We start from the raw sequence: 22,823 nt of genomic DNA, 5'->3' as shown, positions 1-22,823 counted from the left end.
TAATGACCGCAAGCACTTTGAACCAAAAATTCGATTGCACCATGACCAGGGACGACAAGGGCTGGGGCAATATTCCGCTGATACAACAGTTCATTGAAGGTAACCCTGAAGGGGATGCTTCTGTGAAACCCTGGCTTGAAGCACGTGGCCTTGAAGGCAAGTTCGTAAGTTTTTGTGACGACATCGATGAAGAGTCTGAATTAGGTATTGCCTACATTGAACATTCCGATGTCAGTGCCTGGATACCTGAGGCACCAGATGGCGGACAGGACGGTAAATGGACCCTAGCTAGCATTTATGATCATGAAAATGGACCATATGCACTCTTCATCCGGTCGAATTTAAGTTTCCCCGCGGAAACATCATTCCGGTCTACTGAATTAGTCTGATTGATGGGAACAATTACGTCATCCCAGGTTGCAAAGCGGCAATTGTCTGAGCGGGACAATTTTCTGGTGGCAAGTCCATCGCTTGAAAGCCAGCTGCCATACCGGTTTCCAAATGGGTACAGAGTGACATGTATCACCAGTCGTTGTGCCGAATGCAATGTGGTCCTTAAAGGTGAAAATCTGCGCGGTGTATTGACTGTTCAAAGTGAAGCAGAGATTTCCTGCGAAATGATCGGCATATGCACCACTTGCAGGCTAGGCACTAACGTATTGGCCAGGGTGGATGACAGTGGAGGCATGCGGATTTTGGGAAACGGAAGATGGATCATAGGGCGTAGGACCTTTAAATCCAAGTGCAGTGGTTTATTCCATAGTGCAAAAAGATCTGTTATCGAAAATGTTAAAAAATTGGCTTACAAGCTAAAGAAATAATTAATTAGATGCCCATGTAGTATATCTTTCGCATTTTTACTCAGCGATCCAGACATCCAAAGGATATTGAATATGAAACCAGCACCAGAATTTCTACAGCAGAACCTGGACATTCACCAAAAACTTATCGTTGATCTGTTTGCCGGTGGTGGCGGGTTTTCTGAGGGGATATACATGGCTTCTGGACGTAACCCAGATATTGCCATTAACCATAATCCGGACGCTCTCAGTATGCATCGCGTGAATCATCCAGACACTAAGCATTTCATCGCAGATGTGTTTGAGGTTGATCCTCGATCTGTTACCCAAGGACGCCTCATTGGCCATCTGCATGCATCACCAGATTGCACCCATCATAGCCAAGCCGCTGGTGGCCAGCCTAGGAATGAAAAACGGCGTGCATTGTCGTGGGTTGTCATCCGCTGGGCTGGGCAGGTCAAGCCACAGGTAATCACCTTAGAAAACGTCATCCAGGTAATGCAGTGGGGGCCTTTAATTGCCAAGCGCTGCAAGGTGACTGGTCGAGTAATGCGTCTAGATGGCACTGTTGCAGCGCCAGGCGAAAGAGTAGCGCGCGAGTTTCAATATTTAGTGCCTGATCCAAAACGTAAAGGGCAAACTTGGAGGCGATTTATCCAAATGCTGAGGGATATGGGTTATGACGTTGCCGTACAGAATATGGTGGCAGCTGACTATGGTGCTGGTACCACACGAGACAGACTATTCATGCATGCCCGTAATGACGGACTGCCTGTTACCTTCCCTGAGCCAACCCACTTCAAGAATCCTACCAAGGGACAAAAGAGATGGAGTTCTGCACACGAGCATATTGATTTCAGCCTGCCGGCACGCTCGATCTTTGAACGCAAGAAACCGCTGGCTGAAGCCACTTTGCGTCGCGTTGCCAAGGGCATTAAGAAGTTTGTGTTGGATAACCCTAGGCCATTTATCGTTCAGACGTCCAACACTAAGGCCAATGGATCGCTGGTGTTTGATGCGGATGAGCCATTGCGTACCACAACCACAAGGTCTGAGTTTGCGGTAGCTAGTCCGGTTGTATTGCCTCTCACGCACCAGGGTGCTGATCGAGTTTACAATCCAGCAGATCCTCTGCGGACTATTACTGCTGCTCACCGTGGAGAGATAGCCATTGGGGCAGCAATTATGGTTCAGGCCGGGCACGGTGAAGGAAAGCCAGGTAAGTCTAAACGCTGGGGCATTGGTTCGAAGTCAGTTAATGATCCTATTGGGGTAATCCATACCAGTAATGGGCAATCAATCGCCATGGCAAACTTGGTACAGATGGGGGTCAGCGAAGCTCCAGACCAACAACCACGAGTGCCAGACATGGAGAAGCCACAAGGTGTCATTACTGCGCAAGGCCGCAAGCAAGCGCTAGTAGCAAGTTATCTAGCCCGGATGAAGTTCGATAATGTAGGTGCGGATATGGCTGATCCAATCCCAACCATTACGGCTGGCGGAAAATCAAAGCGGCCTGCTGGCGCCCCTCACTCACTCGGTCTTGTAAGTGCCAGCCTTGTCACCATGCGTAACAACATGGATGGCGCCGACATTGAACTGCCAGTAAAAACCATGACTTGCGGCGGTGGGCATCATGGCTTGATTCAATGCGAGTTATCTAAAGATGATGAGGCGCGAGCGCTTCGCGTGGCAGCATTCTTGATCAGCTATTACGGCACAGAAAATATGAGCGGACTTGATCAGCCAATGCCGACTATCACTACCAGGGACCGTTTGGCACTGGTCACCGTATACCACAAGGGTGAACCGTTTGTGATTGTGGATATCACGCTTCGCATGCTGGAGCCGCCCGAACTATATTCAGCTCAGGGCTTCCGTGAGAGTTACATCATCACTCATGGACATGATGGTCGTGTGTTCAGTAAGAGCAAGCAGGTTCTGATGTGCGGAAATTCCGTTTCTCCATATCCAGCAGCAGCACTATTCCGTGAATGCCACAAGCATGACGACTTGCTTATCAGGAGAGCAGCATAGTTATTACGTGGCCTACAGAACTCGCTTTATTCTGTAAACCTAACAAAGTGATATAGGAGCAAGAAATCTATTTTTCGGTAAGTGTTGGTCATAATTGGCCAAGTATAAAAATTTACCCTACCTGGCAATAACAGGCAAAACAGGGTAGCGGCAACGCTATCCAATAGTAAAGGAAAGATAAATGCAGAAAGTTTTGTTAAAAGTTGAATCAGGCCCTTTCCTCGCCAAAGTGCAAGAACTCGCACAACTGAGGCACGAACGCCAACGTGCAATTAAAAAGTACCTCATGACGATTCCGGGTGTCACTTCGTTCAGGATTTCGGATGATGGCCATGTCTCATTCCTTAGGTTCAACTCCGCTGCGGTCCCTGCAGGCTTCACCAAACCGGATAGTGAGGGCTATGCACGCCCGAAAAAAGGCAGCCAGTGGGTTGAAAAGCTGGCGCTGCTGGAGCCACTGCCCAATATGGACTTTTTGGTTGGGGAAGCATTCAAAATACCAGCCATTATTGATTACAAGCGCCCTGGTGACACTTCCCACGCTTCGGCTGCAGTCGATTTTGGCTTCGCATCCTGTGGCTTGTCTTACCCGCACCCATCAGGTCCTTTTGCCATTTGGTTCCCCGATGTTGAGGCTGTTGCACAAAGCTATCGTGAAAAGGACTATGAAGTAGTTGGGCCTTGTGCTGATTTCAAAGCTGAATTTGAAGGCTGCACCCGCACCACCCAGGAAGAATGGGCAGGAGTGATGAGAGAAGCCCAAGCAAATCACGCTGAAGACCTGACACTCCCCACAAATGAAGAGCCCGCATATGTTGCGCTGCATGAAGGTTCATACCAGGAGCGTGTACTCCCCTGGATGACGGCATGCTTAGGTCACCAGGTCGCCTTTGACAGCAAGGAACGTCTTGCCCGCGCAACTGAAGAGTTCCTGGAATTGGCACAGGCAGCAGCTATGACCAAGGATGATGTGCTGGCGCTGGTGGACCATGTCTTCTCTCGCCCTGCTGGGACGGTGGAAAAAGAGTTGGGCGGTGTCATGCTCACCCTTGCCGGCTTCGCCAATGCCAACAATTTGGACATGAACGCCGCTGGTGACGCAGAACTCATCCGTGTTGGTGATCCCAACATGATGGCTCGCATCCGTGAAAAACATGCTTCCAAGCCAAAGGACTCACCTTTGCCTGGTACCAGCCTACGTCCATCCATGGGCCATTAGAGCCAAGCGACTCCAAATGAAAACACTTCCAGACCAGCTTTACCGTGGCAACAGGCGTGAATTCACGCTTGATGCCCTGATCACCATTCCGGCAATCACGCCGACTCATCCTGATGAGCGCGTATTACTGAATCTCGTTTTGCCACCCTGGCAGCGGGATGAGGTCTGGACTGATGCCCAAAAAAGCCGATTTATCGAGTCCATCTTTCTTGGCCTGGATATCGGCTATTACGTGGTGGTCGAGGCAGATTGGGACAATGTGGGCGTAAAGCCCAACTCTGCCTGGCTCTTGGATGGTCAGCAACGTCTGTCAGCCATCAGGGATTTCATGGATGACAAGATTGAGATCTTTGATGGGATCAAATTCTCTGAAATAGATCCTGTGGTCCGCTTAAAGCGCTTCTTGCGATATCCATTTCCGCGCTACGAAGTGCCTCACTCGCCTGACGTGACCTTGTTCCAGGATCTCTACGATCGCATGAATTTTGGTGGTACCAATCACACCGAGCAAGACCGTGCGAGGTTATCACTATAAGGCTGGAAGCCAATACTCCCACAACTGCTGCTGGGATTCGGAATGGCCTCTACTGCCTAAACCCTAATCGGGACTTGCAATCACCCCAAAATCTTGACTTATGACTGCGTATGTGGTATATTATATGCACTTTTCAGCATTCAAAGTGAGCATGGTGTGACCACAACAAATCTCGAAATTGAAAGTGATCAACCAGCCCTGCCAGTAGCCTGGCAAGGCGAGATGATGCTGACAGCCTGGAGCGATACAAGCCGCAATGGTCGTACCGCGACATTCAGGCTGGCAGAGGATGATGCTGAGCATCCCTTCAGGTCAATGGCCACACAGAACGGCAAAACTCCAGGTCAGCGCTACATGGTGGTGATGGTGCTCCTGGATGACCAGGAAACTCCTGTCAAAGAGGCAGCCCAAAAACCATTTGGGGCCCATGCCAAGCAACTTCATATCTCAGGTTGGTTTTTCAATCGCAAGGTAGTTACAGCGATCGGTTCCACAGCTGATTACGACAATTGGCTCAGAAAACAACCATGCGCGATCTGTAAGGCGCCAGCGCCATCTTTGGTGCGTACCGGTAAGAACTATGCTTCCATCGGCGTATGCAATCAACATCTGCACACCCATGAAACCGCGCTTGCCTCCTACCTACCGAGGCTGCTCAAGAAGTGGGTTGATTACAGGCTTTGCCAGGAGTTGGGCACAGACAGCCTGGGCAACGTCAACCCCAATTATCTACGTGGCCTCTGCAGGAAACTGGGCATTGAAGACACCCTGCCAGCTTCCTACTTCGATCCACATTAATTAGGCTTTTTGAAGAGTGGGATGCCCTTGATGCAGTCGTTATTGGTCTTGGCCACAAGCTCTTCAAAGCTAGCAGCCCTGACAGGGTCATGAATGCCCCGAGTATGGTAGAAAGGGGCTTTGTTGTCGGGTTTTTCGACCATGCCCTGTGCAAACTTGGAGAAGAAGTTAAACGTCAATGCAGCGGTCACTTCTGACTTGATATTGGCGCGCTTCTGTTGCCAATAGCGCATCCCATCAATTTTCCCCTCATCCTCAAATTGCGCGATCTTGGCAAAACTTTTTTTGTATTCATCGTTCTGGGACAGCGCTTCTTCAGCGATACCATCCACCGCAGTTTGTAGCTTTTGCATCCCTTCCTTTGGAACCATGACGGCATGCTGGTAGATGGTGGGGTCAATAGCCAGTGTGGGTTGCCCATTCACCTTTTGGCAGGTATGCAGCATGAGGATGTAGCCATTGGGGCTACCGTCATTGTCATAAGTGTAGAATTTTGGTGGCTGCAGTAAGGAAGGCTTTTCTTCAGCAACCACTATCGTTGATCCTGTCCCCAAGGCTATAGCAGCTATAGCCATCAATAATCTTTTCATGTTGTCCCGCTTGTTTTCTTGTTTATTGGTTTAGGTTGAGATCATCGCCGAATGCACTGCTGGTGGCAAATGTCAGCTCAGTGGGCAAAGCTTAACAATCGCTTATGTGGTATACTGAATGCATACAGAGACAAAAGCTCGATTCCCAACATCCTTGGAGACAACAATGGATCACCAATCACAAGACCTGGCCCCGGCAACACCACTACCAGGTAGCGAAGTTTGTCATCCCTATGCTGATGTGAAGGCGCTTGTTGTGCCCACCGAGCAAATGAGCCGCTATCTGGAAGCCTGCTGCGATTGCATTTAATCGCTGAAGCGCGCTAACTCACCATGGCATCCCCCGAGTTCATTCCTGTTGGCGGCAGAATTGCCTATAACAAATGGACCAGCATATCGGGCACAGTCGTTGGCATCATCCATTTCAAAAAGGATGTCGACCTCACGGAGAACGGCATTTACATGCTGTCTACCGAAGAACATGGCGTTGTGCTGATTGGTACCCGCAAGAAGCCCTCTCCACCTCCCGAATACACACGGGAATCTTACGTCGGGAATGACAAGAAAACCGACATTTCCTCAGAGCACATCCTGGTCAGGGTGACTCAGGCATTCAACCATAAACGATCTTGGGTGATCAGTGGCAATCGCTCTGGCGCCACGTTTCTTTTCATGAAGGCTTACCCCGTCGATCGCACCTGGAACCATTTTGATATATCTGAGAATGGTCGCTACTCCCCTGCTACCAACATACCGGCAAGTGCCAGGAATCCCACTGAAAGCGAAGCCTTCAAGATTTGTGAAGAGGCTATCTGGCCAGATCCCGCGGGAAACCCGACCACGATCACGCTTCTATCCAGGTCGTCCAGGAACAACATTGAGGCGTTGACCTTGATCAGCGGCTTGGTTGGCAGTGGCGTCATAAGCAAGGCTGACTTCGAGGAAATGTGCCAATCCAAACATTTCAAGGGCGCCGTGAAATTCGCTCTGCAGCTCGGCAATCACAAGCTGCATGCTGAAATCCAGAATGAAGGCCTCATATTGAGCCCCTTGCCCACCAGCGCTGCAAGCCAGCTCATTATGACCAGGGTTACCCGGAACATGAATATCCGCCAGGCTGATACCAAATGAACAAATTGACACCCTTGATACATGCGCAGCTTTTGGCGCGGGTCCTTTCGAATAATCTTTACCTGGTGACAGGTCTTGTGACTTTGCCAAAGGAGATGCCAGCCAAGGATGGAGATCACTTTCTGCTCAACGTCTACCCGACTGGCCATCTTGTCTTGCACCCCATCCAGGGTGGCGAGAACGTCAAGCCGTTTTCTGATCACCAGTCTGTTGCGGATCGCCTGCAAAGCCAGTCCTGGAATTCATTCAAGCCCAGCCAGGGTACGCACGTTCGCTTGATGGAACAATTTCCAGACTCGAATGAATACATCCTGTATGGCTGCAACCAAGGCTCCAGCTTTTGCGGGCACGACTTGAAGGCTGATCACTGGTTTAAGTCTGGCCCCCGTGGTGGATTTGAAATGGTCGATCCGCCTGTGCCTACCTTGGGTAGCTCGGCCGACCTGGTGTTAAGGGAGCCTGTATGGGAGAGGAACAATGGGGAAACCTATGCCCTATATCCAATGACCCCGGCCGGGCAAAGCAAGGTGAGCATGGTGTCGATGTTGCAGCTGGCGGTCGCCCTTGGCGAAATGGATCGCGAGGATGCCAGATACGTGGCCCTCCGGAGCCCAACCCTTCTTCAATACGGCCAACCTACGTTCGATCCTGACTTTATGGATTTCTTAAGGCAAATGCATGATGCTGGCCTGGTGTTTCCTGCAGGGTCAATGCCTAAAGAGCTGGTGGATATCCGCGAAGAGCATATTGCGAAAATCGTCAAAGGCCAGGCCGACAGTCGCTCATCATCGCTGAAGATGTAATGATGGTGAGAGATGCCAACACCCCTCCCAAGTGGACCAAGAATGCGCGCCAAAAAGCCCAGGAGCGATTCCCTGGCGTAGACCTCGATAGCAAGTATGTCTTGGCCAAGCGCGTGGGCCAGCATAGTAAATTCAGAAAGCAGATCAAGCTGCTGTGCCCGGGGCCATATGCCAGATGGATGGCGGACGGTTTTGCTGGTCGGTATTACAAGGTCACCAGGGAAAGGATCGTGTTTGTGGTTGAGCAGCCTGAGACCATCCTTACTGTCTTCCAAATGCCAGATCCAAGCCCGGGGAAGAAATCAGAATAAACTGGATTGAGAGGTGTTGAGCGAGGTATTCAGCTGGTCGAGGATATCTTCGAGATCCAGAGCGCTTAATTCAGCACCCTTCCCTCTAGCGAGGGTTTTACCCTTGATCACCTTGGCTTCAATGCCAACCAGTTCGGCAATATGCTGACGATCTCCCATGTTGCCGGTCACCAGGTAGTAATACTCGGCGGCGAACTTCCAGAAATCCAAATCCAAGGTTTCATCGGTCAACCTGTATGCCAGTCCTGACGGGCTGACAATCAAAGCATCAATGCCTGTTGTGCTAACCGAGGCGATACAAACGATCCGGCTATCCTCAGAACCTTCCTCCGGTCCTTCTTGACCTGCATAGGCGAGTGGGAGTTTGGCTTTGCGCAAAGAAGCCATGAGTGCCTCTGTATGTGGCACCTGCTTGCTTGCCTGCCATATCGTCATCACTTCGTGCATATCCGCATTCCTCAATAATTGCGTTTAGTATACTCTAAACGCATGTCAAAGTCAATTAACCGCCTACCATGTGCCTGATCCTGAATAATTTACTATCGTTTATGTGATACAATATACGCATCTTTAATGATGGGGTTATGTCATGAAACACTCTGAGAATGCTGCAATACGCCAACACCTGTCCCAATTCCCGGAAGGTATGTCTTATGACGAAGTATTGACCGCGGTTGAAGAGGATCATGACGATGTCCTGATATACGGGCCTTACTCAAATATGGAGAGTGAGGATGTGACCGCTCTCATCGAGGCAGCGCAAGGCGTGTTCGAGAAGCTGATATTAGACACGGGTGGTACCGACTCTGAAATAACTCCAGCCCCCTCCCCCAGGTTCTAAGCTGATCCACGTATGAAGATACTGACCAACACCCTGACCGGAAGAATGCTTGACTATGCTGCCGCCAAGGCCATGGGCTTCCCCTCAGGCGAATTTGAAGGATCACCTGGTTCGGTTGCAGTGATGACCGATGCAGGGGTCAGGATGATTACCTGCCAGTCCAGCATCACGCTGCTGAATATTGGCACTTATTGGCCTTCAATGGATGGCGATGAGCTGGTTAAGCTCATTGCTAATGGTCGCATTTCAATAGACCAGACCGTCCCTGTTGTTGTCCGCTGCTCGATGCTCAGTGCTGCAGATAACCAGCTGGTGGTGACTGAGGCGCCTGATTTACACGTTGCTGTGATCCGCTGCCTGGTAGAAGCCAGGCTGGGACTTGAAGTGGATATCCCGGAACGCATGGTGCCGGAGAACCACAGAAACGCACCTAGGAGGATGAAACTATGAAATCAATACCCCAGCCTCGGTCGATAAGATTTTATGGCCAAGATCCTGTACTGTATGGCGTGCTGACCATCATCAAGTCTGGTGAGATCATCAAGGCGCACTCCAGCACCAAGTCAATGATTTTGGATTTTCTGCCCGTTGACCTGGTAGATGCCAAAAGCCTCAAGGAGCAGGTGAGCGCTTTGGTCAGCCAGTACCACAAGACAAGCGACGCAAGCTTGCTTGAACGCATTAACGGCAGACTAGACCTGCTGAGCGATGCCCTGCAATCGGCTGAGCAAGATGTGTATGGCCGCGTACAGTCCCAGATAGAAGCCAAGCAGCACTCCCGCTCGCCTTCCCTCTAAAACCAGCTACCCCACATTTCGAGGCGCCACGATGAAATTATCTGAATACCAAGCGATATCCCAGGTGCTAGCAGAGCATGCTGGTTTTGGATCCATGAGCTTTCAGGGAATCCTGGGCAGCATCTACAAGAACATTGACCATGAAACGCAAGTGGTGGCCAAGCCATACCAGGGGATGAGCCCACCAGAACTGGCCCATTACATTAGCACCCTGCAAATGTCCTTTGCGGACATGATAGCGAAAGCTGGTGGCGTCGATTTCGATGTCGAGCTGCAGGATAGATTAGTGCCAACCGTGTCCGTGCTTGTAGAGGGCGGCGTGGTTGAAGTTGTCTCCAGCAATATGCCAGTGGATGTCGTGGTACTGGATGCCGACTGTGATGGCCATGATGATGACGATATCGCCATCGTCAATGGTAAGCGGCATTTGATTACCCTGCATGGGGTGAGTGCTGGTGATGTCGACGCCACCACGGCTGACTTGCTCGCCCACTTCTCAAACCAGCCTACCCCAGGCGCACCAAAACCCTAAGATATCCCAAGGTACCCTAATGTCGACCGAAATAAATTATGGCCGGAAATTCGACTTAGGCCTTGGTATCAAAGGCACGCTGCAACACCTGGTTTGCCTGGGGCAGGCGATGCGTCCCAAGGTCACTGACATTGCCCAGGAAACCATCGCACATGCTGCTTACAAATTGCATGACATCGCAATTTGGGAGTCAGTCCATGGTGATATGCAGCCCATTACACTTGAAGCTGCCATGGCAGAAGCTGCTGGCGACGTACGTAACAGGCTCAAGGTGATCAAGGATAAGGGCTCGCGTGATCCTGAGATTGACTGGGGTTGCTCCCTTTCCCTGTTCCCGGTCAACGATCAGGAATTCCTGGTAATCCCATTCGCAGAGAACCAGCAGGTCATGAGCATGCTGGATGACCAGCAAGGTTTCACTGACTACAGCTATTGGACATCCTCTGACCGCCCTGATGATGTGCCTGAAGCGGAATGGCGTGCCCGCGGCAAACAATGGGACGAAGTGTTGGGTCATGGGATCATTGCCAAGCACAGCCTGGCCATCACGCTGATAGAAGATGGCTTCCGCCCTGTCATGAATATGGCCGCCATTGAAGCCCACCAGCCCGGCATGGATAGTCGGGTTGAGTTCATCATGAATCATGAGCTGGGCAGGCGCCTGGATGCCATGCTACCGGCTGATGCCTTCGGCAGCCTGACTGCATTCCAGAAAGGAAAGGCGGAATACCTGGCCTCTCCGGAATGGAAGACCGGAAAAGCGGCATTGGAATCAGAGATCCAAGGCTTACTGGCTGGCAATCAATCAAGACCACGGCCATGATGCTGCAGGCTGCCAAAGATCGTCTGAGGCTGGTGGCCTATCAGTCATGGATGTCTCTACAGGATGACTGGCATAACAGCTATCTCATCGTTGCTGCTGCGCATGCTGGCAACAAGATCCTGCTGGAAGCTGCGCGCCGGCAAGGGTCGTTGCTGCGGCAAACCCAATTCTTTTCCGAGACAACCGAAGGGCACCGGGTGCAGAACATCACCCTGCTGATGCTAGCCGGTAAAAACTTACGCATGGACATGGTGGAATACCTGGGTCAGGCCGGATTTGACTTCAATGCCCGGGATACTGATGGCAACACCGTGGCTCACTATGCAGCCCAGGAGCTGCACAACAAGTTCAGCGGATTGAATTTCGATGCGCCAAAGATCATATCCTGGATGCGATACCTCCAGGAGCGTGGGATTGATTTATCCAGCCCCAATAAGCTCGGTGTGGGACCCATGACAATCCTTGAAAAGGATATGGAGCTAGAAGATTATGCAGAGGTAATTGCAGAGATTTCAAACCATAATCACGACTTATCAGAACGGGACAAAACCCCATTCCGCAGGCTCTGAGGTGACTAATGTATGCGTATGTGATACCATATAAGCATATTGATAAAGGATTATCTATGCAGCTACAGCATAAAGTTCGCAACACAGCACTCGTATTCCTGGGTTCCATGATGGTTACCTGGGCCGCTCTCAAGCCATTGACCATGGCATTCCCTCCGGCGCCACAGGCCGGTAAAGCACAGCTGCTGTCTGGCAATGAGCGCTACATGAAAGATCAACTCCAGGCCTTTGCCGCCAAGGGTGATGCTTACCAATTTGCTTCCGAGCATTTCGTGCCTTGCGCGCTGGGTGATCACAGGGTCTGCATGGCCAATGCCATCTCGCAAGCCAAAGCAACTAATGGCGCCAGTTTTGCTCGGGATGTTTTCCAAGCTTCGCTTGAATGGGATACTGCCTGGCAACCCAAGCAGAACCCATGTGACGCTCAAAAGTCGGGTTACATGGATGCCCAGTATGATTTCTGCAAGCCCTTGGGGGGCCAAAACAAGAAAGCCTGATAGACCATGATCGCATACCACGGCACGGATCACGATTTTGATTCCTTTGAGAAGCCAGTCATTAATCAAATGGCGGACAGGGCTGCGATCGGTTTTTGGTTTACATCCTCCAAGGATGACGCAAGGCAGTACGGCTCCACAGTCTTAACTTGCGAGCTCAATTTCACAAAGCCCTATCGGACTACCAGGCGAGAACTGGATTTTATGGCGGTTTCCATGCCTGCCAGTGCGATTGTCGACCAGATCCGCGCGCAGGGTTTTGACAGCATCCTCGTTGAGGCAATCAAGCCAGATCGTGCACTCGAAGAACCAGGCCAGCCTGAACAATACGTGATGTTTGATCCTTTGACCACACCAGACGCCCTGCCCATTGTGATCATGAATAGGGAAATATGTACCCCTACAAGGCGCAAACCATGAAACTGAAGGCTGGCAAATACTTTACGGGCGAATGGAAGTATCATCCTACAGCTGGAGGCAACGCACACGGGAACACTTAGCAAGCCGCCCGGGTTATTAAATTTGAATGCTACACCTCAGCCATAAGCCGGGTATCCGGGTAAAATATCCAGATGAACGTAGAAATCAAACATAAGGTTGTCATCGAGTATCTTCAATCGCTGAAGCATCCAGTTGCGATTGAGCAAAGCAATGAGGGCCTGGAAGTCCAATCTATCGTGCTGGACGGCAAACTCTTCTGCTTTGGTGACATTACCCTATCCCTGGATCTCAATGCGCCTGGCGAGCTGTCTGAGGAAGCTAAAGAGCTACTGGTCAGCCTTTTTTCTGCTGAAGAAGAGCCGCTCGTTGAGGCATATGCTGAATACTTCCTGGAGCGCTTCCAGGCTGCTAAGGATGTTGATGACGCAGTTGTGCATTCTGCCTCCTGCAAAGACCTGGCTGGGATCATTCAATCCATCGATTGGAATTGATTTCAAAAACCATATTTATGTAGTCAATATACATATTTATATCTGTTTAACACATTGTTAATGATGCAACTAGAGCATTGGATACATTGAATCCTGATGAACCTAAAGCCAAGCAAGCAAGAAAAAACGGGTATTCGTAAAAGCGGGTTGGAACGGGGGTCAAAGCTCCCCCGCCTCGATCATGCGGATGAGTGTTGAAATGTCCGCCCCGTAGTTCTTCTCCCGTTTCTCGTGCTTGTGTGGGTCGTAGACTTCGGGCGGACGCATCGAGCGCACTTTCTCCATCACCGGCAACCCGTAGCCAATGGCATCGTCCGGCAGTCCATATCCCATTTCGACCGGCTCCGCCTCGCGCTTGCGCTCGAACCGTGGTCGCTTCTGCTTGTTGCTGTGGATGCCCTCGGTGAAGAGAATCTTGGCCCTTAGCGCCTCGAACGAGTAGCCGCGCCCCAGCCGGTTCATCACCCGGATCAGGCTGTTCAGGCTCTCGGTGTAGGCGTTGGTGACGGGGTGCTCGAAGTAGTTGAGGATGAAGGGCTGCCAGTTCGTGAAGGCGCGGATCAGGTCGGTGAAGTAGGGTCTGATCTCGGTCGATATTGCCCTGTACCACGCCTCGTAGCGCCGCATGGCTTCCTCTGGCGTCCCGGCCTCGTAGATGCCGTAGAAGTCCTCTTTGAGCCGGTAGGCTTCTCCCAAAGCTGGATAGTTCTTTGTCCAGCCGTCCATGAGCAGCCGCTCCTGGTCGTTCAGGTCGCGCTCGCGCTTCAAAAGCACGAAGCGGTCGTGCATCAGCCCGCGCTTCTGCTTGATAGTCAGATCGCCTCGTAGCCCCTTGCGGGCCTTCTCCATCGCATCGTTCGCCATCCTGACGACATGGAACTTGTCGATGACGATGGTGGCGTCTGGCAGCACCGCGCCCACCGCATCGCGGTAGGGCGTCCACATATCCATCGCAACATACTGCACCTTGTCCCGGTTCGGCATCTTGAACAGGTACTTCGCCACCGTGTCCTTGTTCCTGTTTTGGAGCATGTCCACGATGGTGTTGTTCTGGATGTTCGAGACGACGCAGCGCGGCTTGTTGATGATGTGAATTTCGTCGATGCCCATCCACTTCGGCGTCTCGAAGCGGACGGTCTGCTCAAGCTCGTTAATGTAGTCGCGGAAGATGTTGCGGATCGTCCCTTCGACCACGCCGGTTTCGTCGGCCAGCGAGGTGAAGGTGCGTTTCAATGCTTGCTGCCCGATCCACTTCACCAGCCGGTCGGTCATCATCCGGTTCTCGGCCAGCACTGGCAGCGCCTGGGAGAAGGTCTTGCCGCAGGCTTGGCAGCGTAGCCGCTTGGTGTCGATGTAGATGCCCACGCGCTTGCCGTGCATGGGCAAGTCCTTGAACACCTGCTGACGGGTGCCCCACGAGGTCAGGCGGTCGGACTGACAGTGCGGACAGCTTGATGACACGTCCGCCGGCTCGGCGGTGACGTGGTAATCGTGGTCGGTTTCCTCAACCCGCAGCACGCGGTACTGCGGGAGGTTCAGGATATTAGCGGGCATCAACCACGCCTCCATAGCCATTTAAATGGCCGTCGTAGTACCCCTGTTCGACCTTGTGAGCATCTTTGGGGGGATCAACAACTGCGTGCTTGGGAACCAAAACAGTCTCGCCACAATTGACGTAGCGCCGACCGGGCAGCATGACGCCGCCCGGCGTGAGAACACGAACTCGCGCTTTCTTAGGAGTCTGGCCAACCAGTTCGACGGCGTAATAGCGGCGGCCTGCCCAAGTATCCAGAACAAGAGACTTGATTTCTGCACTCATGACCAACACCATTTTGCGATTTTTGATGGTATAACTATACGCCGTCTTTCAGTAGAAAGCAACACTCTTTTACGAATGTTGATGCTTGCGCATCGACGGGCAGCAGGGCGCTCTACAACCCACTTTTACGAATACCCTAAATCTTGACCACGAATGCTTATGTGGTATACTAAACGCATCTTTTGGCAAGTTGGATTCCCCAAATGTGCGATGCTTCTCCTGTTGACCACCAGCCTCTCACTGTCTTGTCCTACGGCATTGGCCAGGATAGCTGGACGATCCTGGTCAAACTTGCCCTTGATCCGGCTTTCCGCAAACAGTACGCCCCTGGCCGCCTGTTGGTGATTTCTGCTGACACTGGCAACGAGCACCCTGATACCTACGAACATCAACGCTATACCGAGCAATTCTGCGCGCGCCATGGCATTGAGTATGTCCACCTGGATGCTGATAAGGGCTACCACTCTGGCCCTTGGCAAACCTTGCAGTTCTATTTCTCCAGCAAGGGCAACATCGCGTCCAAGGCGTACAACAAGACTTGCACTGACAACCTAAAGATCAAGCCGATATACCGCTTCCTAGAAGACTATGTCGAAAAGCACTATGGCTTTGCTGCTGCCCGCAAGAAGGGGCTGAAGGAATTGGCCGCTCAGGTGGGCAAGATCCGCGTGCTCCTGGGCATTGCCCGTGGCGAAGAGCGCCGTGTTGGTGGTGAAGATCCCCAGGTGTGGCAGCGCCTAGCGCTGGTGAAGGAATACCCCCTCATCGATATTGGCTTCAACCGCGGCGACTGCCAGGATTACCTGCGCGCAATAGGTGAGCCGGTACCGCCTCCCAGCAACTGCATCTTCTGCCCGTTCAAAAGCCAGATCGAGATCCTTTGGACCCATCACGCCTACCCGGCTCAGTACGCCGAGTGGGAACAGCATGAACAGAACAAGATTGAAACCTGGCGCGCCAAGGGTACCCCTGATGAATCCAATTTTGGGGTCAATGGCAAGAAGCTGCTTGCCCAGGTACTGGCTGAAGCCAAGGAAAAGTATGGCCACATGACCATGGCCGAGCTGGAAGAATACAGGATGTCCCACGGGCACCTGTGTGCCAACAAGTTCTAACCTCGGTACATGTCAGGCTGGGGTTACCTGGCCTTGGGCATGTCATCCCAATCTGTCGTGTAATTGGGGCTTTTGAAGTCCCTGCGCATTGCCCACCCCTGCTCCATCCCTTCTGACCCCAGCTTGATTGTGCCCCGGGCATACTTGCTGTTGATCTTGTCGACCATATCCATGAGGGTGATGGACTTGCTATCCTGGCTGGAGAAGCCAAAGAGATCCCGCTGCTGCCCTTCACTGGTAACCAACTCATCGAGCATGACGCCGGCGCGCGCGTAATAGATGCCAGGTCGGTACACGGTACCGAGTATCCAGAGCGCAGCTTTGGTGATCTGCATGCTGCAGTTGGTTGGCGACGGCAAAGAGACGTACCGGCCGCCATGGTAGAACTCCGCCTGGTCATGGTACCCGTTTGCGATCGACACGTAGACCGCACTGGTGAATAGCCCCTTGTTGCGCATGCGCTGGGCGGCATTGGACGCATGAAAGGCCACGGCCTCCTGCATTTCCTTGAGACTGGTTACCCGCTGCCCAAAGGATCGACTGGACATCACCTGTTTCGCCTCAGGATGGAAATCACCGAACTCAACCCAAGGCTCGCCTTTAAGCTCCCTCACGGTACGTTCCAGCACCACCCCGAATTCATCACGGACGCGCTTTGGATTCACCCGCATGAGATGCCACACGTCCTTCACCCCCAGGGCGTTTAAGCGTTCCTCCAGCTTAGATCCAACGCCCCACACCTTGGACACTGGCATGACCTCGAATATGCGCTTCTGCTCTGCCAGCGGCATGGTGGTGAGGTCACATACGCCATCGAAGCCAGGCACGCGCTTGGCACAGTGATTCGCGAGCTTGGCCAGGGTATGGGTATGGCCAAAGCCAACTCCTATCCCCAAGCCTGTCCATTGCAGTACACGGTCTTTGATCTCGCGGCCCAGATCGAGATAACTACCCCGCATGCCACTGACGTCCAGGAATGATTCATCGATTGAATATACGGACACGCGGTCAGTGAATTGCCGTAGGGTTTCAGTAAAGCGATTGGACATATCAGCATAGAGCTCATAGTTGCTGCTGAAGTGGACCACGCCTAGTTTCTTGGCTTCTTCTTCCACTTCAAAGTATGGCCGACACATCCATATCTCAAGCAGCTCCTTTGCTTCCTTGGACTGCGCTACGATCGCGCCGTCATTATTCGATAACACGATAACGGGCTTACCCTTCAGGTCAGGCCTGAACACTTGCTCGCATGAGGCGTAGAAGGAATTTGCGTCACAGAGCGCATAGACAGATTTACCCAAGGGTAGTGATGACATGGATCACCTTTCCGAATACCTGCAGTTCTTCCCCTTCCTTTAGCACCACGGGTTCAAATGCAGGATTTTCAGAGAGTAGCCTCACCTCATTTGAGAGTATCTGCAGGCGCTTGACCAGCCACTCCCCATTGTACGCAGCAATCACAATGGAACCATTGGTCGCCTTGACGGCTTTGTCGACCACCAGCACGCTGCCAGAGAAAATACCCGAACCCATCATGGAGTCACCCACCGCTTCAAACAGAAAGGTAGCTGCAGGGTGCCTGATCAGCTTGAGATTGAGGTCAACCTTGTTCTTTTCGTAGTCCTGCGCAGGACTTGGGAAATGTGATAAGCCAGCCCTAACCTGGATGGCCAAGGGTAAAGGTAGGTAAACTAGATTGAGGTGTGATGCCCCAATAAAATGGCAATTACTCATGGGTGAAATTATAGTGTACGTTCGTACAGTGTACTACAAACTATGTCATTTTTTGATACCAAACCATTTGGCACCCTTGCCTTTACTTGGCTCCAGGGTATGCTAATAGGATGCTTTCGGCCCCGACTTACCTCCCTTAGCCGGGGAACTTTTAGTGACAATGGCATGCTTATGTGATATATTATAAGCATTTGTTAATGGGGTGGTTCAGTTTGCCCAGCTTTCGGCTGGTACTACCACAAAGATCTAAATGGATGGTCTAACTCCAAGGCATCCTTAGAATTGACTGAGGGTTATCCTGGCTTTGTAGAGGCGCTACATGATTAAACATGGCTTTCCTGCTTATCTTGAATGCAGCAGCAAGGGTGATGCCAGATTCAGCGCATTCCAGGCTCGCATCAAGGCCCGTGGTAACCAATCCATCGAATCCATCTACCAGGCCGCCAAGGTCTTTGAAGATGGGACCACCGGGTTGGACTGGCGTGAGGCCAAGAGTAAACGCCCCGTCAACATCATGCAGGTGCGGGCGCTGTACTCCACGCTGTGGCAGGAATACATCAAAGAAAACCCTGATCTGGTGCCCGAGCTGCTTTCAGCGCGCGGGTTATCCGATATGTTTGGCCAGCCAGGTAGTGCATGTCAGGCAACAGAGCTATGGGAGATTCGCCAGAGCATCATGCTGCTGGATATCGAAGGCTTTGTCAGGGTCACCAATAAGCGTGCTGGTAGCAGCCTGCGCCCGGATGCCGATGAGGTGCTGATCGCTGTTGATCGCTCCAACCCAGTGCTGGGCAACCCATTCATCCTCAAGAACGTGAATGATGATCGCGAGCGCTACAAGGTAATCGACAATTTCTCATCGAAATTATATGCAGACATGCTGGCTGGTGGGCCAATGCTGCAGGAAGTCCAAAACCTGGCAGACCGTTTGGTTCGCGGTGAAAACGTTTGCCTGGATTGCTGGTGTGCGCCCAAGCCCTGTCATGGGCACGTGATTGCGGCCGCAGCAGTTGAGCGTGCCTGGCGCCTGATTCATGGGATGAGCCCTGATTTTGATCAGGAACCCACAGTGCAGCCAGAAGCGCCACGCAACCCTCAACCCAAATTATTCTAGGACCCAATCATGACTGATATTGTTTTCTTCGCCGATGGCGCAAGCAAAGGGAATCCTGGCCGTGCCGGCTGGGGTGTGGTGCTCTATAAGGGCCAAGTAGAGGCTGGCAGCAAATTTGGGGGCTCCCCCGCTGCTACCAATAACCAAATGGAGCTGACAGCCCTTATTGAAGCGCTGAAGCTCTGCAGTGCGCATAGTGGCACCAAGGTGACCATTTATTCCGATTCGGAATATGTCGTCAAAGGCGCTACACAATGGATTGGCGGCTGGATCAAGAAGAACTGGAAAACCTCTGCTGGTGGGCCAGTCCTCAATAAAGATCTGTGGATGGAGCTGAACGCGCTATGGAAACAAAACCGCCATGTTGAAATCAAGTGGGTAAAGGGTCACCAGGACAATGAAACGTTCCTGGCCAAGGGCAACGCACGCGCGGATGAATTGGCCAACATGGGCGTCACCAACCCCAAGGCTATCAGCCAGCCCGCTGTGGCTGCTGCGAAGCCTGCTGCTCAGCCCATTGCTAAGCCTGAAGCCCAGGTATTGGGTGAGGATGAAATGAGCGACAACGAGCTCATCATGCGTTCGCTGATGCTATGGGCCAACTACATTGAAACTGGTTCGGTCATCATCTCGGCGACGGATGCCAAGAACATGAATCAACCCGACCTGATCAAGAAGCTGGATCGCCACCAAACTCAACTGATCAAGCGCCTGCGTAATCTGGCTTTGGATCAGCTGAGCAATAAAACCAAGAGCCTGGCCCCCTAAGCTGGCTAGCAATGAATCTCCTAGATCCTGATATCAAGGCCAAGCTGGAAATCATTGCTGCCGGTGACGGCCCGGGCAATGATGGTGAGGGCAGCTATGCCCATACGGTTTGGGATGGCATGGAGGATGTCGAGGGCGATATATTCTGCGAATCATGCGCTATCGGCAAATGTGAGGACCTCAACAAGACCAGCACCGGTTCGCTGCCGAAATATAGCTACGTTTTTGAAGGTGTTGAGCAGTCAGATACCGAGCGTAGCTGTGGGCAGTGTGGCTGTGATATCAGCTTTACCCCGTCCCTCTATTACGCCAAGGAATTCTTTTCCTACCCGGAACAGGCTGAGGGTGATCTTGACCCCAGGAAAGCCTACATAATCTTGAGTGCAGTTGGTAAGCTTGAGGATGAAATCAGCAAACCCGAGGAATTGGCAGAATTGATTCCAGGCTTTATCGAGTTTATGGAAATCATCAAGAGCAAACTGGATCTGCCAGCGCAGGCGATTCAGCATGCGCTAACCAGGATACCAACCAGGCCCAGGCTGTGACCACAAAACGTCAAATCAAGATCAGCGAGAGTCTTGCCCAGGAATTGCTTCTGGATGCCGCTAAAGCACAGAAGCATGAGACCATCAATAAATTGCTGCAGTCAGGTGCCCCAGTTGATTTTCTCACACCGTTAAAAGTGCCGTTCATTGCACATGTTGGTGAAGAGTCGCCCTACCTGCTCAATCAATGCTTCCAGCCCATGCTTGATGCTGGCGCCAATGTGAACTTTGGTGATGGTGGCACGGCACTGGCGATCGCGTTGCTCAATACGTACTCCAAAATCCAAGATAACTATGCAAACGCCATGGTGCGCGCTGCAGTCGACAGTGGTTTGACCTTTGAGACCCGCAATGTGCCTAAGGTGGGTAGCCGTAAAACCGAACCTCTATCGCCTCTGTTTCATTTTGCGAGCGTTGTAATGGTCTCCATTACCAAAATGACCACCACCGAACAAATCGGAGAGGCGCTCATGGATTGGATGGATACCCTGCCACGGGAAACGGTTTACACCATGTGGACCGAAAGGGCTCACAGCAATGACCGCTATAACACCAACGTCCTTGAGCAGATTATCCAGGCGAAAGATGGCGTCATAGGTAAACAATTATCCGATCTAGGATTCGCCATCCTGGTGCGCGCTGCAAGCATGGGGATACCCATAGATCAACCACTTGTTAGGCTTCATTGGCTGAAACCTGAAGAAAGCTCATTAATTCAGGTTGTGGAAGCGAGAACGGGTGGCTTGAATCGCATTGCCAGCAGAACAGCCGCTCTGATTGCTGCTGCCCAAAATACCCCTTCAGCTGCGCCTCCGCGCAAGCCACGGATTTAACCCACCCTACTTTCGGAGTCCCGAGCTTTGTCCAAACCTCAACTTACACGTGAGTCCCTGGAAAAACTGATGATCTTATCGGCTGAAAAAGCCAGCCTGCCTTTGATCTCAGATTTACTCGATGCTGGGGCGCCAGCCAATGTGTCCGTCCTGGTTGGTGGCAAATTTACCAATCTGATTGCATACCTTGGCCAGAAAGTTGGTCCTGATGCCCTTCCCATCATTGAAAAGATGGTGAAAGCTGGCGGAGACCCGTTATTTTCCGACCATGAAGGCCAAGGCCCGCTGAGGCTGCTTGATATCTATCGTGCCATTCATCACGCGAATGCAAACCGCGTCATTCAGGGGCTGGTGGATTTGGGAACCACTTTTTACGATGTCGACCTGAGTCACCTCAATGCTAGTGAGCCTCTGGTAACCCAGAAGGTCATCCCTCTCCATTATTTTGTGGACACCGTCCTTCATGGTGCCGTTTTGGGTGAGGATAATGAAGACCAGGGCGATGAATTTGGGAAAGCCTATCTTGATTGGGTTGATTCATTACCCGCTGAAGAGAAGTTGAGCATGTGGATGACGCCCAACGACCATGGTTTTTCTGCCATTGAGATTCTGTACAAGACATTGACTCAGTTAAACCATTTGGCGCCAGTAACGGGCAGTGCTTTCTACGTGATCAATCGCGCGGTCCAGATGGGTGTGCCCATCGATAAACCATTCCAATTCATCTGCCAGCCAAGTGCAGATCCGGCCACCATCCTTGAAATGTTGGAAACCAGATCCAGGAACCCTGGCGTGCTTAGCGCACGTTTGGCTACTTTGGTCGCCAGTGCCCAGGGCAAACACCAGCTTGAGAAAAAATCCACTCTGCGCAGAATGTAACAACTACTATTGACATTAATCGCGTATGTGGTATACTGTTCGCACTTCTTAAGCAAAGGTGTGACATCATGAGCAGTGCAAAAAAGAGTATTTATAGCGTTTTGGCAGTGACTGTAATTGGTGCTGCACTGTATGGCGCATTCAGTGCCGGTGCCAAGCATACTGAAACCAATCTCAAGGGCCAGCCTGCTGAAATCGCGCAGAGCTATTACGATGTGATCAACCAGGCCATCAAGATGGAACCTGAAGGTGGTCCCATCCATGAAATTGTCCGCCTGGCCAGTGCTGACAACAAGATCACCTACGATGAGTATGGTCCCATTGTGGAAAAGATCGAGAGCTTCATTGATAGCCAGATGAACGCTGATCGTGATCGCAACCTCCTGACAGCCAAGGCCGAGCTGTTCATGACTGTGAAGCATGCCAACAACCGCCTGAACAACGCTGCAGCTGCGCAGAATCGCCAGCAAATCGCGTATGCCCAGGAAGCCCAGCCAGAGCCTCAACAGTACCAGCCTGAGCCTATGAGTTATTTTGAGCAGCCTGCCCAGGTTCACCAGCCGGTACAGGTCGCCCAGCCTCAACAGCAAGTGCATCCAATGGCCCAGCCACAATATGCACCCCAACAGCCTCAAGCGCTTGTACGCCAGGCACAACCTCAGCAAATGGCTCAAGGCCAGCTGCGTACCGTCACCCAGTAATTCTCCGAGCAGCAACTTGACCGTTATCACTTGTGGTAACGGTTTTTTTGCGTCCGTACCATCCAAAATGGCATGTCGCTTATGTGGTATAATATAAACT

General features: G+C 51.8%; 30 protein-coding genes. 24 read left to right on the top strand and 6 right to left on the bottom strand.

What is annotated here, in order from left to right; genetic code table 11:
* The first annotated feature begins 2 nt into the window (after window positions 1-2).
* From ACKF11_RS13275 to ACKF11_RS13255, 5 genes are all read left to right on the top strand, one after another.
* Window positions 3-389 (top strand): hypothetical protein, encoded by a 387-nt coding sequence (locus ACKF11_RS13275; RefSeq protein WP_407997446.1) that lies wholly within the window; start codon window positions 3-5, stop codon window positions 387-389.
* 504 nt (window positions 390-893) lie between these two features.
* Window positions 894-2,837, top strand: a complete 1,944-nt coding sequence (locus tag ACKF11_RS13270; protein ID WP_407997445.1) for a DNA cytosine methyltransferase — start codon at window positions 894-896, stop codon at window positions 2,835-2,837.
* 181 nt (window positions 2,838-3,018) lie between these two features.
* Window positions 3,019-4,056, top strand: a complete 1,038-nt coding sequence (locus ACKF11_RS13265) for a hypothetical protein (RefSeq protein ID WP_407997444.1) — start codon at window positions 3,019-3,021, stop codon at window positions 4,054-4,056.
* A 16-nt stretch (window positions 4,057-4,072) separates the two neighbouring features.
* Window positions 4,073-4,591, top strand: coding sequence for a DUF262 domain-containing protein (locus ACKF11_RS13260; RefSeq protein WP_407997443.1), 519 nt, complete (start codon window positions 4,073-4,075; stop codon window positions 4,589-4,591).
* A 156-nt stretch (window positions 4,592-4,747) separates the two neighbouring features.
* Window positions 4,748-5,389 carry a hypothetical protein gene (locus ACKF11_RS13255; RefSeq protein ID WP_407997442.1) on the top strand — a complete coding sequence of 214 codons (642 nt, stop codon included), beginning with the start codon at window positions 4,748-4,750 and terminating at the stop codon, window positions 5,387-5,389.
* On the opposite strand, the gene ACKF11_RS13250 is transcribed toward ACKF11_RS13255, so the two are convergent.
* Window positions 5,386-5,979, bottom strand: a complete 594-nt coding sequence (locus tag ACKF11_RS13250; protein ID WP_407997441.1) for a hypothetical protein — start codon at window positions 5,977-5,979, stop codon at window positions 5,386-5,388. The two genes, ACKF11_RS13255 and ACKF11_RS13250, sit on opposite strands and share 4 nt — an antisense overlap.
* Before the next feature lie 333 nt (window positions 5,980-6,312).
* Here ACKF11_RS13250 and ACKF11_RS13245 point away from each other — a divergent pair, with 333 nt between their 5' ends.
* The 3 genes from ACKF11_RS13245 to ACKF11_RS13235 are packed head-to-tail and all read left to right on the top strand — an operon-like array spanning window position 6,313 to window position 8,224.
* Window positions 6,313-7,110 (top strand): hypothetical protein, encoded by a 798-nt coding sequence (locus ACKF11_RS13245; protein WP_407997440.1) that lies wholly within the window; start codon window positions 6,313-6,315, stop codon window positions 7,108-7,110.
* The gene (locus ACKF11_RS13240) at window positions 7,107-7,913 is read left to right on the top strand and encodes a hypothetical protein (protein ID WP_407997439.1); all 807 of its coding nucleotides are present in this window, start codon (window positions 7,107-7,109) and stop codon (window positions 7,911-7,913) included. Before ACKF11_RS13245 ends, ACKF11_RS13240 begins: the two co-directional genes overlap by 4 nt.
* Complete coding sequence (locus ACKF11_RS13235; RefSeq protein WP_407997438.1) at window positions 7,913-8,224, top strand: hypothetical protein; 312 nt, start codon at window positions 7,913-7,915, stop codon at window positions 8,222-8,224. The genes ACKF11_RS13240 and ACKF11_RS13235 overlap by 1 nt, the downstream gene beginning before the upstream one ends.
* Here the strand turns inward: ACKF11_RS13235 and ACKF11_RS13230 are convergent.
* The gene (locus ACKF11_RS13230; protein WP_407997437.1) at window positions 8,216-8,671 is read right to left on the bottom strand and encodes a hypothetical protein; all 456 of its coding nucleotides are present in this window, start codon (window positions 8,669-8,671) and stop codon (window positions 8,216-8,218) included. The two genes, ACKF11_RS13235 and ACKF11_RS13230, sit on opposite strands and share 9 nt — an antisense overlap.
* Window positions 8,672-8,813: 142 nt before the next feature.
* Here ACKF11_RS13230 and ACKF11_RS13225 point away from each other — a divergent pair, with 142 nt between their 5' ends.
* The 9 genes from ACKF11_RS13225 to ACKF11_RS13185 all read left to right on the top strand — a co-directional run bounded on the left by ACKF11_RS13225 (window position 8,814) and on the right by ACKF11_RS13185 (window position 13,215).
* A complete protein-coding gene (locus ACKF11_RS13225) occupies window positions 8,814-9,065 on the top strand; it encodes a hypothetical protein (protein ID WP_407997436.1) in 252 nt (83 codons plus the stop codon).
* A gap of 12 nt (window positions 9,066-9,077) precedes the next feature.
* The gene (locus ACKF11_RS13220) at window positions 9,078-9,515 is read left to right on the top strand and encodes a hypothetical protein (protein WP_407997435.1); all 438 of its coding nucleotides are present in this window, start codon (window positions 9,078-9,080) and stop codon (window positions 9,513-9,515) included.
* On the top strand, window positions 9,512-9,862 hold the full coding sequence (locus ACKF11_RS13215; protein WP_407997434.1) for a hypothetical protein: 351 nt from the start codon (window positions 9,512-9,514) through the stop codon (window positions 9,860-9,862). Before ACKF11_RS13220 ends, ACKF11_RS13215 begins: the two co-directional genes overlap by 4 nt.
* Window positions 9,863-9,893: 31 nt before the next feature.
* Window positions 9,894-10,394, top strand: coding sequence for a hypothetical protein (locus tag ACKF11_RS13210; protein WP_407997433.1), 501 nt, complete (start codon window positions 9,894-9,896; stop codon window positions 10,392-10,394).
* 19 nt (window positions 10,395-10,413) lie between these two features.
* The gene (locus ACKF11_RS13205) at window positions 10,414-11,217 is read left to right on the top strand and encodes a hypothetical protein (RefSeq protein WP_407997432.1); all 804 of its coding nucleotides are present in this window, start codon (window positions 10,414-10,416) and stop codon (window positions 11,215-11,217) included.
* Entirely contained in the window at window positions 11,214-11,786 is a 573-nt protein-coding gene (locus ACKF11_RS13200) for an ankyrin repeat domain-containing protein (protein ID WP_407997431.1), read from the top strand. Before ACKF11_RS13205 ends, ACKF11_RS13200 begins: the two co-directional genes overlap by 4 nt.
* 56 nt (window positions 11,787-11,842) lie before the next feature.
* Window positions 11,843-12,283: a hypothetical protein gene (locus ACKF11_RS13195; protein WP_407997430.1), complete on the top strand. Its 441-nt coding sequence runs from the start codon at window positions 11,843-11,845 to the stop codon at window positions 12,281-12,283.
* Between the two features lie 6 nt (window positions 12,284-12,289).
* Window positions 12,290-12,703 carry an ADP-ribosyltransferase-containing protein gene (locus ACKF11_RS13190; RefSeq protein WP_407997429.1) on the top strand — a complete coding sequence of 138 codons (414 nt, stop codon included), beginning with the start codon at window positions 12,290-12,292 and terminating at the stop codon, window positions 12,701-12,703.
* A 152-nt stretch (window positions 12,704-12,855) separates the two neighbouring features.
* Entirely contained in the window at window positions 12,856-13,215 is a 360-nt protein-coding gene (locus ACKF11_RS13185; RefSeq protein WP_407997428.1) for a hypothetical protein, read from the top strand.
* A 159-nt stretch (window positions 13,216-13,374) separates the two neighbouring features.
* Here ACKF11_RS13185 and ACKF11_RS13180 read toward each other — a convergent pair whose 3' ends face one another.
* On the bottom strand, window positions 13,375-14,769 hold the full coding sequence (locus ACKF11_RS13180; protein ID WP_407997427.1) for an ISL3 family transposase: 1,395 nt from the start codon (window positions 14,767-14,769) through the stop codon (window positions 13,375-13,377).
* Complete coding sequence (locus ACKF11_RS13175) at window positions 14,759-15,034, bottom strand: hypothetical protein (protein WP_407997426.1); 276 nt, start codon at window positions 15,032-15,034, stop codon at window positions 14,759-14,761. The genes ACKF11_RS13180 and ACKF11_RS13175 overlap by 11 nt, the downstream gene beginning before the upstream one ends.
* A 203-nt stretch (window positions 15,035-15,237) precedes the next feature.
* Between ACKF11_RS13175 and ACKF11_RS13170 the strand changes: the two genes are divergently transcribed.
* Entirely contained in the window at window positions 15,238-16,149 is a 912-nt protein-coding gene (locus tag ACKF11_RS13170; protein WP_407997425.1) for an adenine nucleotide alpha hydrolase family protein, read from the top strand.
* Window positions 16,150-16,172: 23 nt separating this feature from the next.
* On the opposite strand, the gene ACKF11_RS13165 is transcribed toward ACKF11_RS13170, so the two are convergent.
* Window positions 16,173-17,465, bottom strand: a complete 1,293-nt coding sequence (locus tag ACKF11_RS13165) for a Y-family DNA polymerase (protein ID WP_407997424.1) — start codon at window positions 17,463-17,465, stop codon at window positions 16,173-16,175.
* The gene (locus ACKF11_RS13160) at window positions 17,443-17,823 is read right to left on the bottom strand and encodes a LexA family protein (RefSeq protein WP_407997423.1); all 381 of its coding nucleotides are present in this window, start codon (window positions 17,821-17,823) and stop codon (window positions 17,443-17,445) included. The genes ACKF11_RS13165 and ACKF11_RS13160 overlap by 23 nt, the downstream gene beginning before the upstream one ends.
* A gap of 379 nt (window positions 17,824-18,202) precedes the next feature.
* Between ACKF11_RS13160 and ACKF11_RS13155 the strand changes: the two genes are divergently transcribed.
* The 6 genes from ACKF11_RS13155 to ACKF11_RS13130 all read left to right on the top strand — a co-directional run bounded on the left by ACKF11_RS13155 (window position 18,203) and on the right by ACKF11_RS13130 (window position 22,723).
* Window positions 18,203-18,997, top strand: a complete 795-nt coding sequence (locus ACKF11_RS13155) for a DUF4326 domain-containing protein (protein ID WP_407997422.1) — start codon at window positions 18,203-18,205, stop codon at window positions 18,995-18,997.
* A gap of 9 nt (window positions 18,998-19,006) precedes the next feature.
* Window positions 19,007-19,765 (top strand): ribonuclease H family protein, encoded by a 759-nt coding sequence (locus ACKF11_RS13150; protein WP_407997421.1) that lies wholly within the window; start codon window positions 19,007-19,009, stop codon window positions 19,763-19,765.
* 11 nt (window positions 19,766-19,776) lie between these two features.
* Window positions 19,777-20,310: a hypothetical protein gene (locus tag ACKF11_RS13145; RefSeq protein ID WP_407997420.1), complete on the top strand. Its 534-nt coding sequence runs from the start codon at window positions 19,777-19,779 to the stop codon at window positions 20,308-20,310.
* A complete protein-coding gene (locus ACKF11_RS13140) occupies window positions 20,307-21,143 on the top strand; it encodes a hypothetical protein (protein WP_407997419.1) in 837 nt (278 codons plus the stop codon). Before ACKF11_RS13145 ends, ACKF11_RS13140 begins: the two co-directional genes overlap by 4 nt.
* 27 nt (window positions 21,144-21,170) lie before the next feature.
* The gene (locus ACKF11_RS13135; protein WP_407997418.1) at window positions 21,171-22,022 is read left to right on the top strand and encodes a hypothetical protein; all 852 of its coding nucleotides are present in this window, start codon (window positions 21,171-21,173) and stop codon (window positions 22,020-22,022) included.
* Between the two features lie 68 nt (window positions 22,023-22,090).
* Window positions 22,091-22,723: a hypothetical protein gene (locus tag ACKF11_RS13130; protein WP_407997417.1), complete on the top strand. Its 633-nt coding sequence runs from the start codon at window positions 22,091-22,093 to the stop codon at window positions 22,721-22,723.
* The last annotated feature ends 100 nt before the right edge of the window (window positions 22,724-22,823 follow it).

This window comes from Methylobacillus draconifructus (assembly GCF_045984385.1).
Classification (GTDB): Bacteria; Pseudomonadota; Gammaproteobacteria; order Burkholderiales; family Methylophilaceae; genus Methylobacillus; species Methylobacillus flagellatus_A.
The sequence above is the reverse complement of the archived record's forward strand: the minus strand, read 5'-3'. Positions and strand labels throughout refer to the sequence as shown.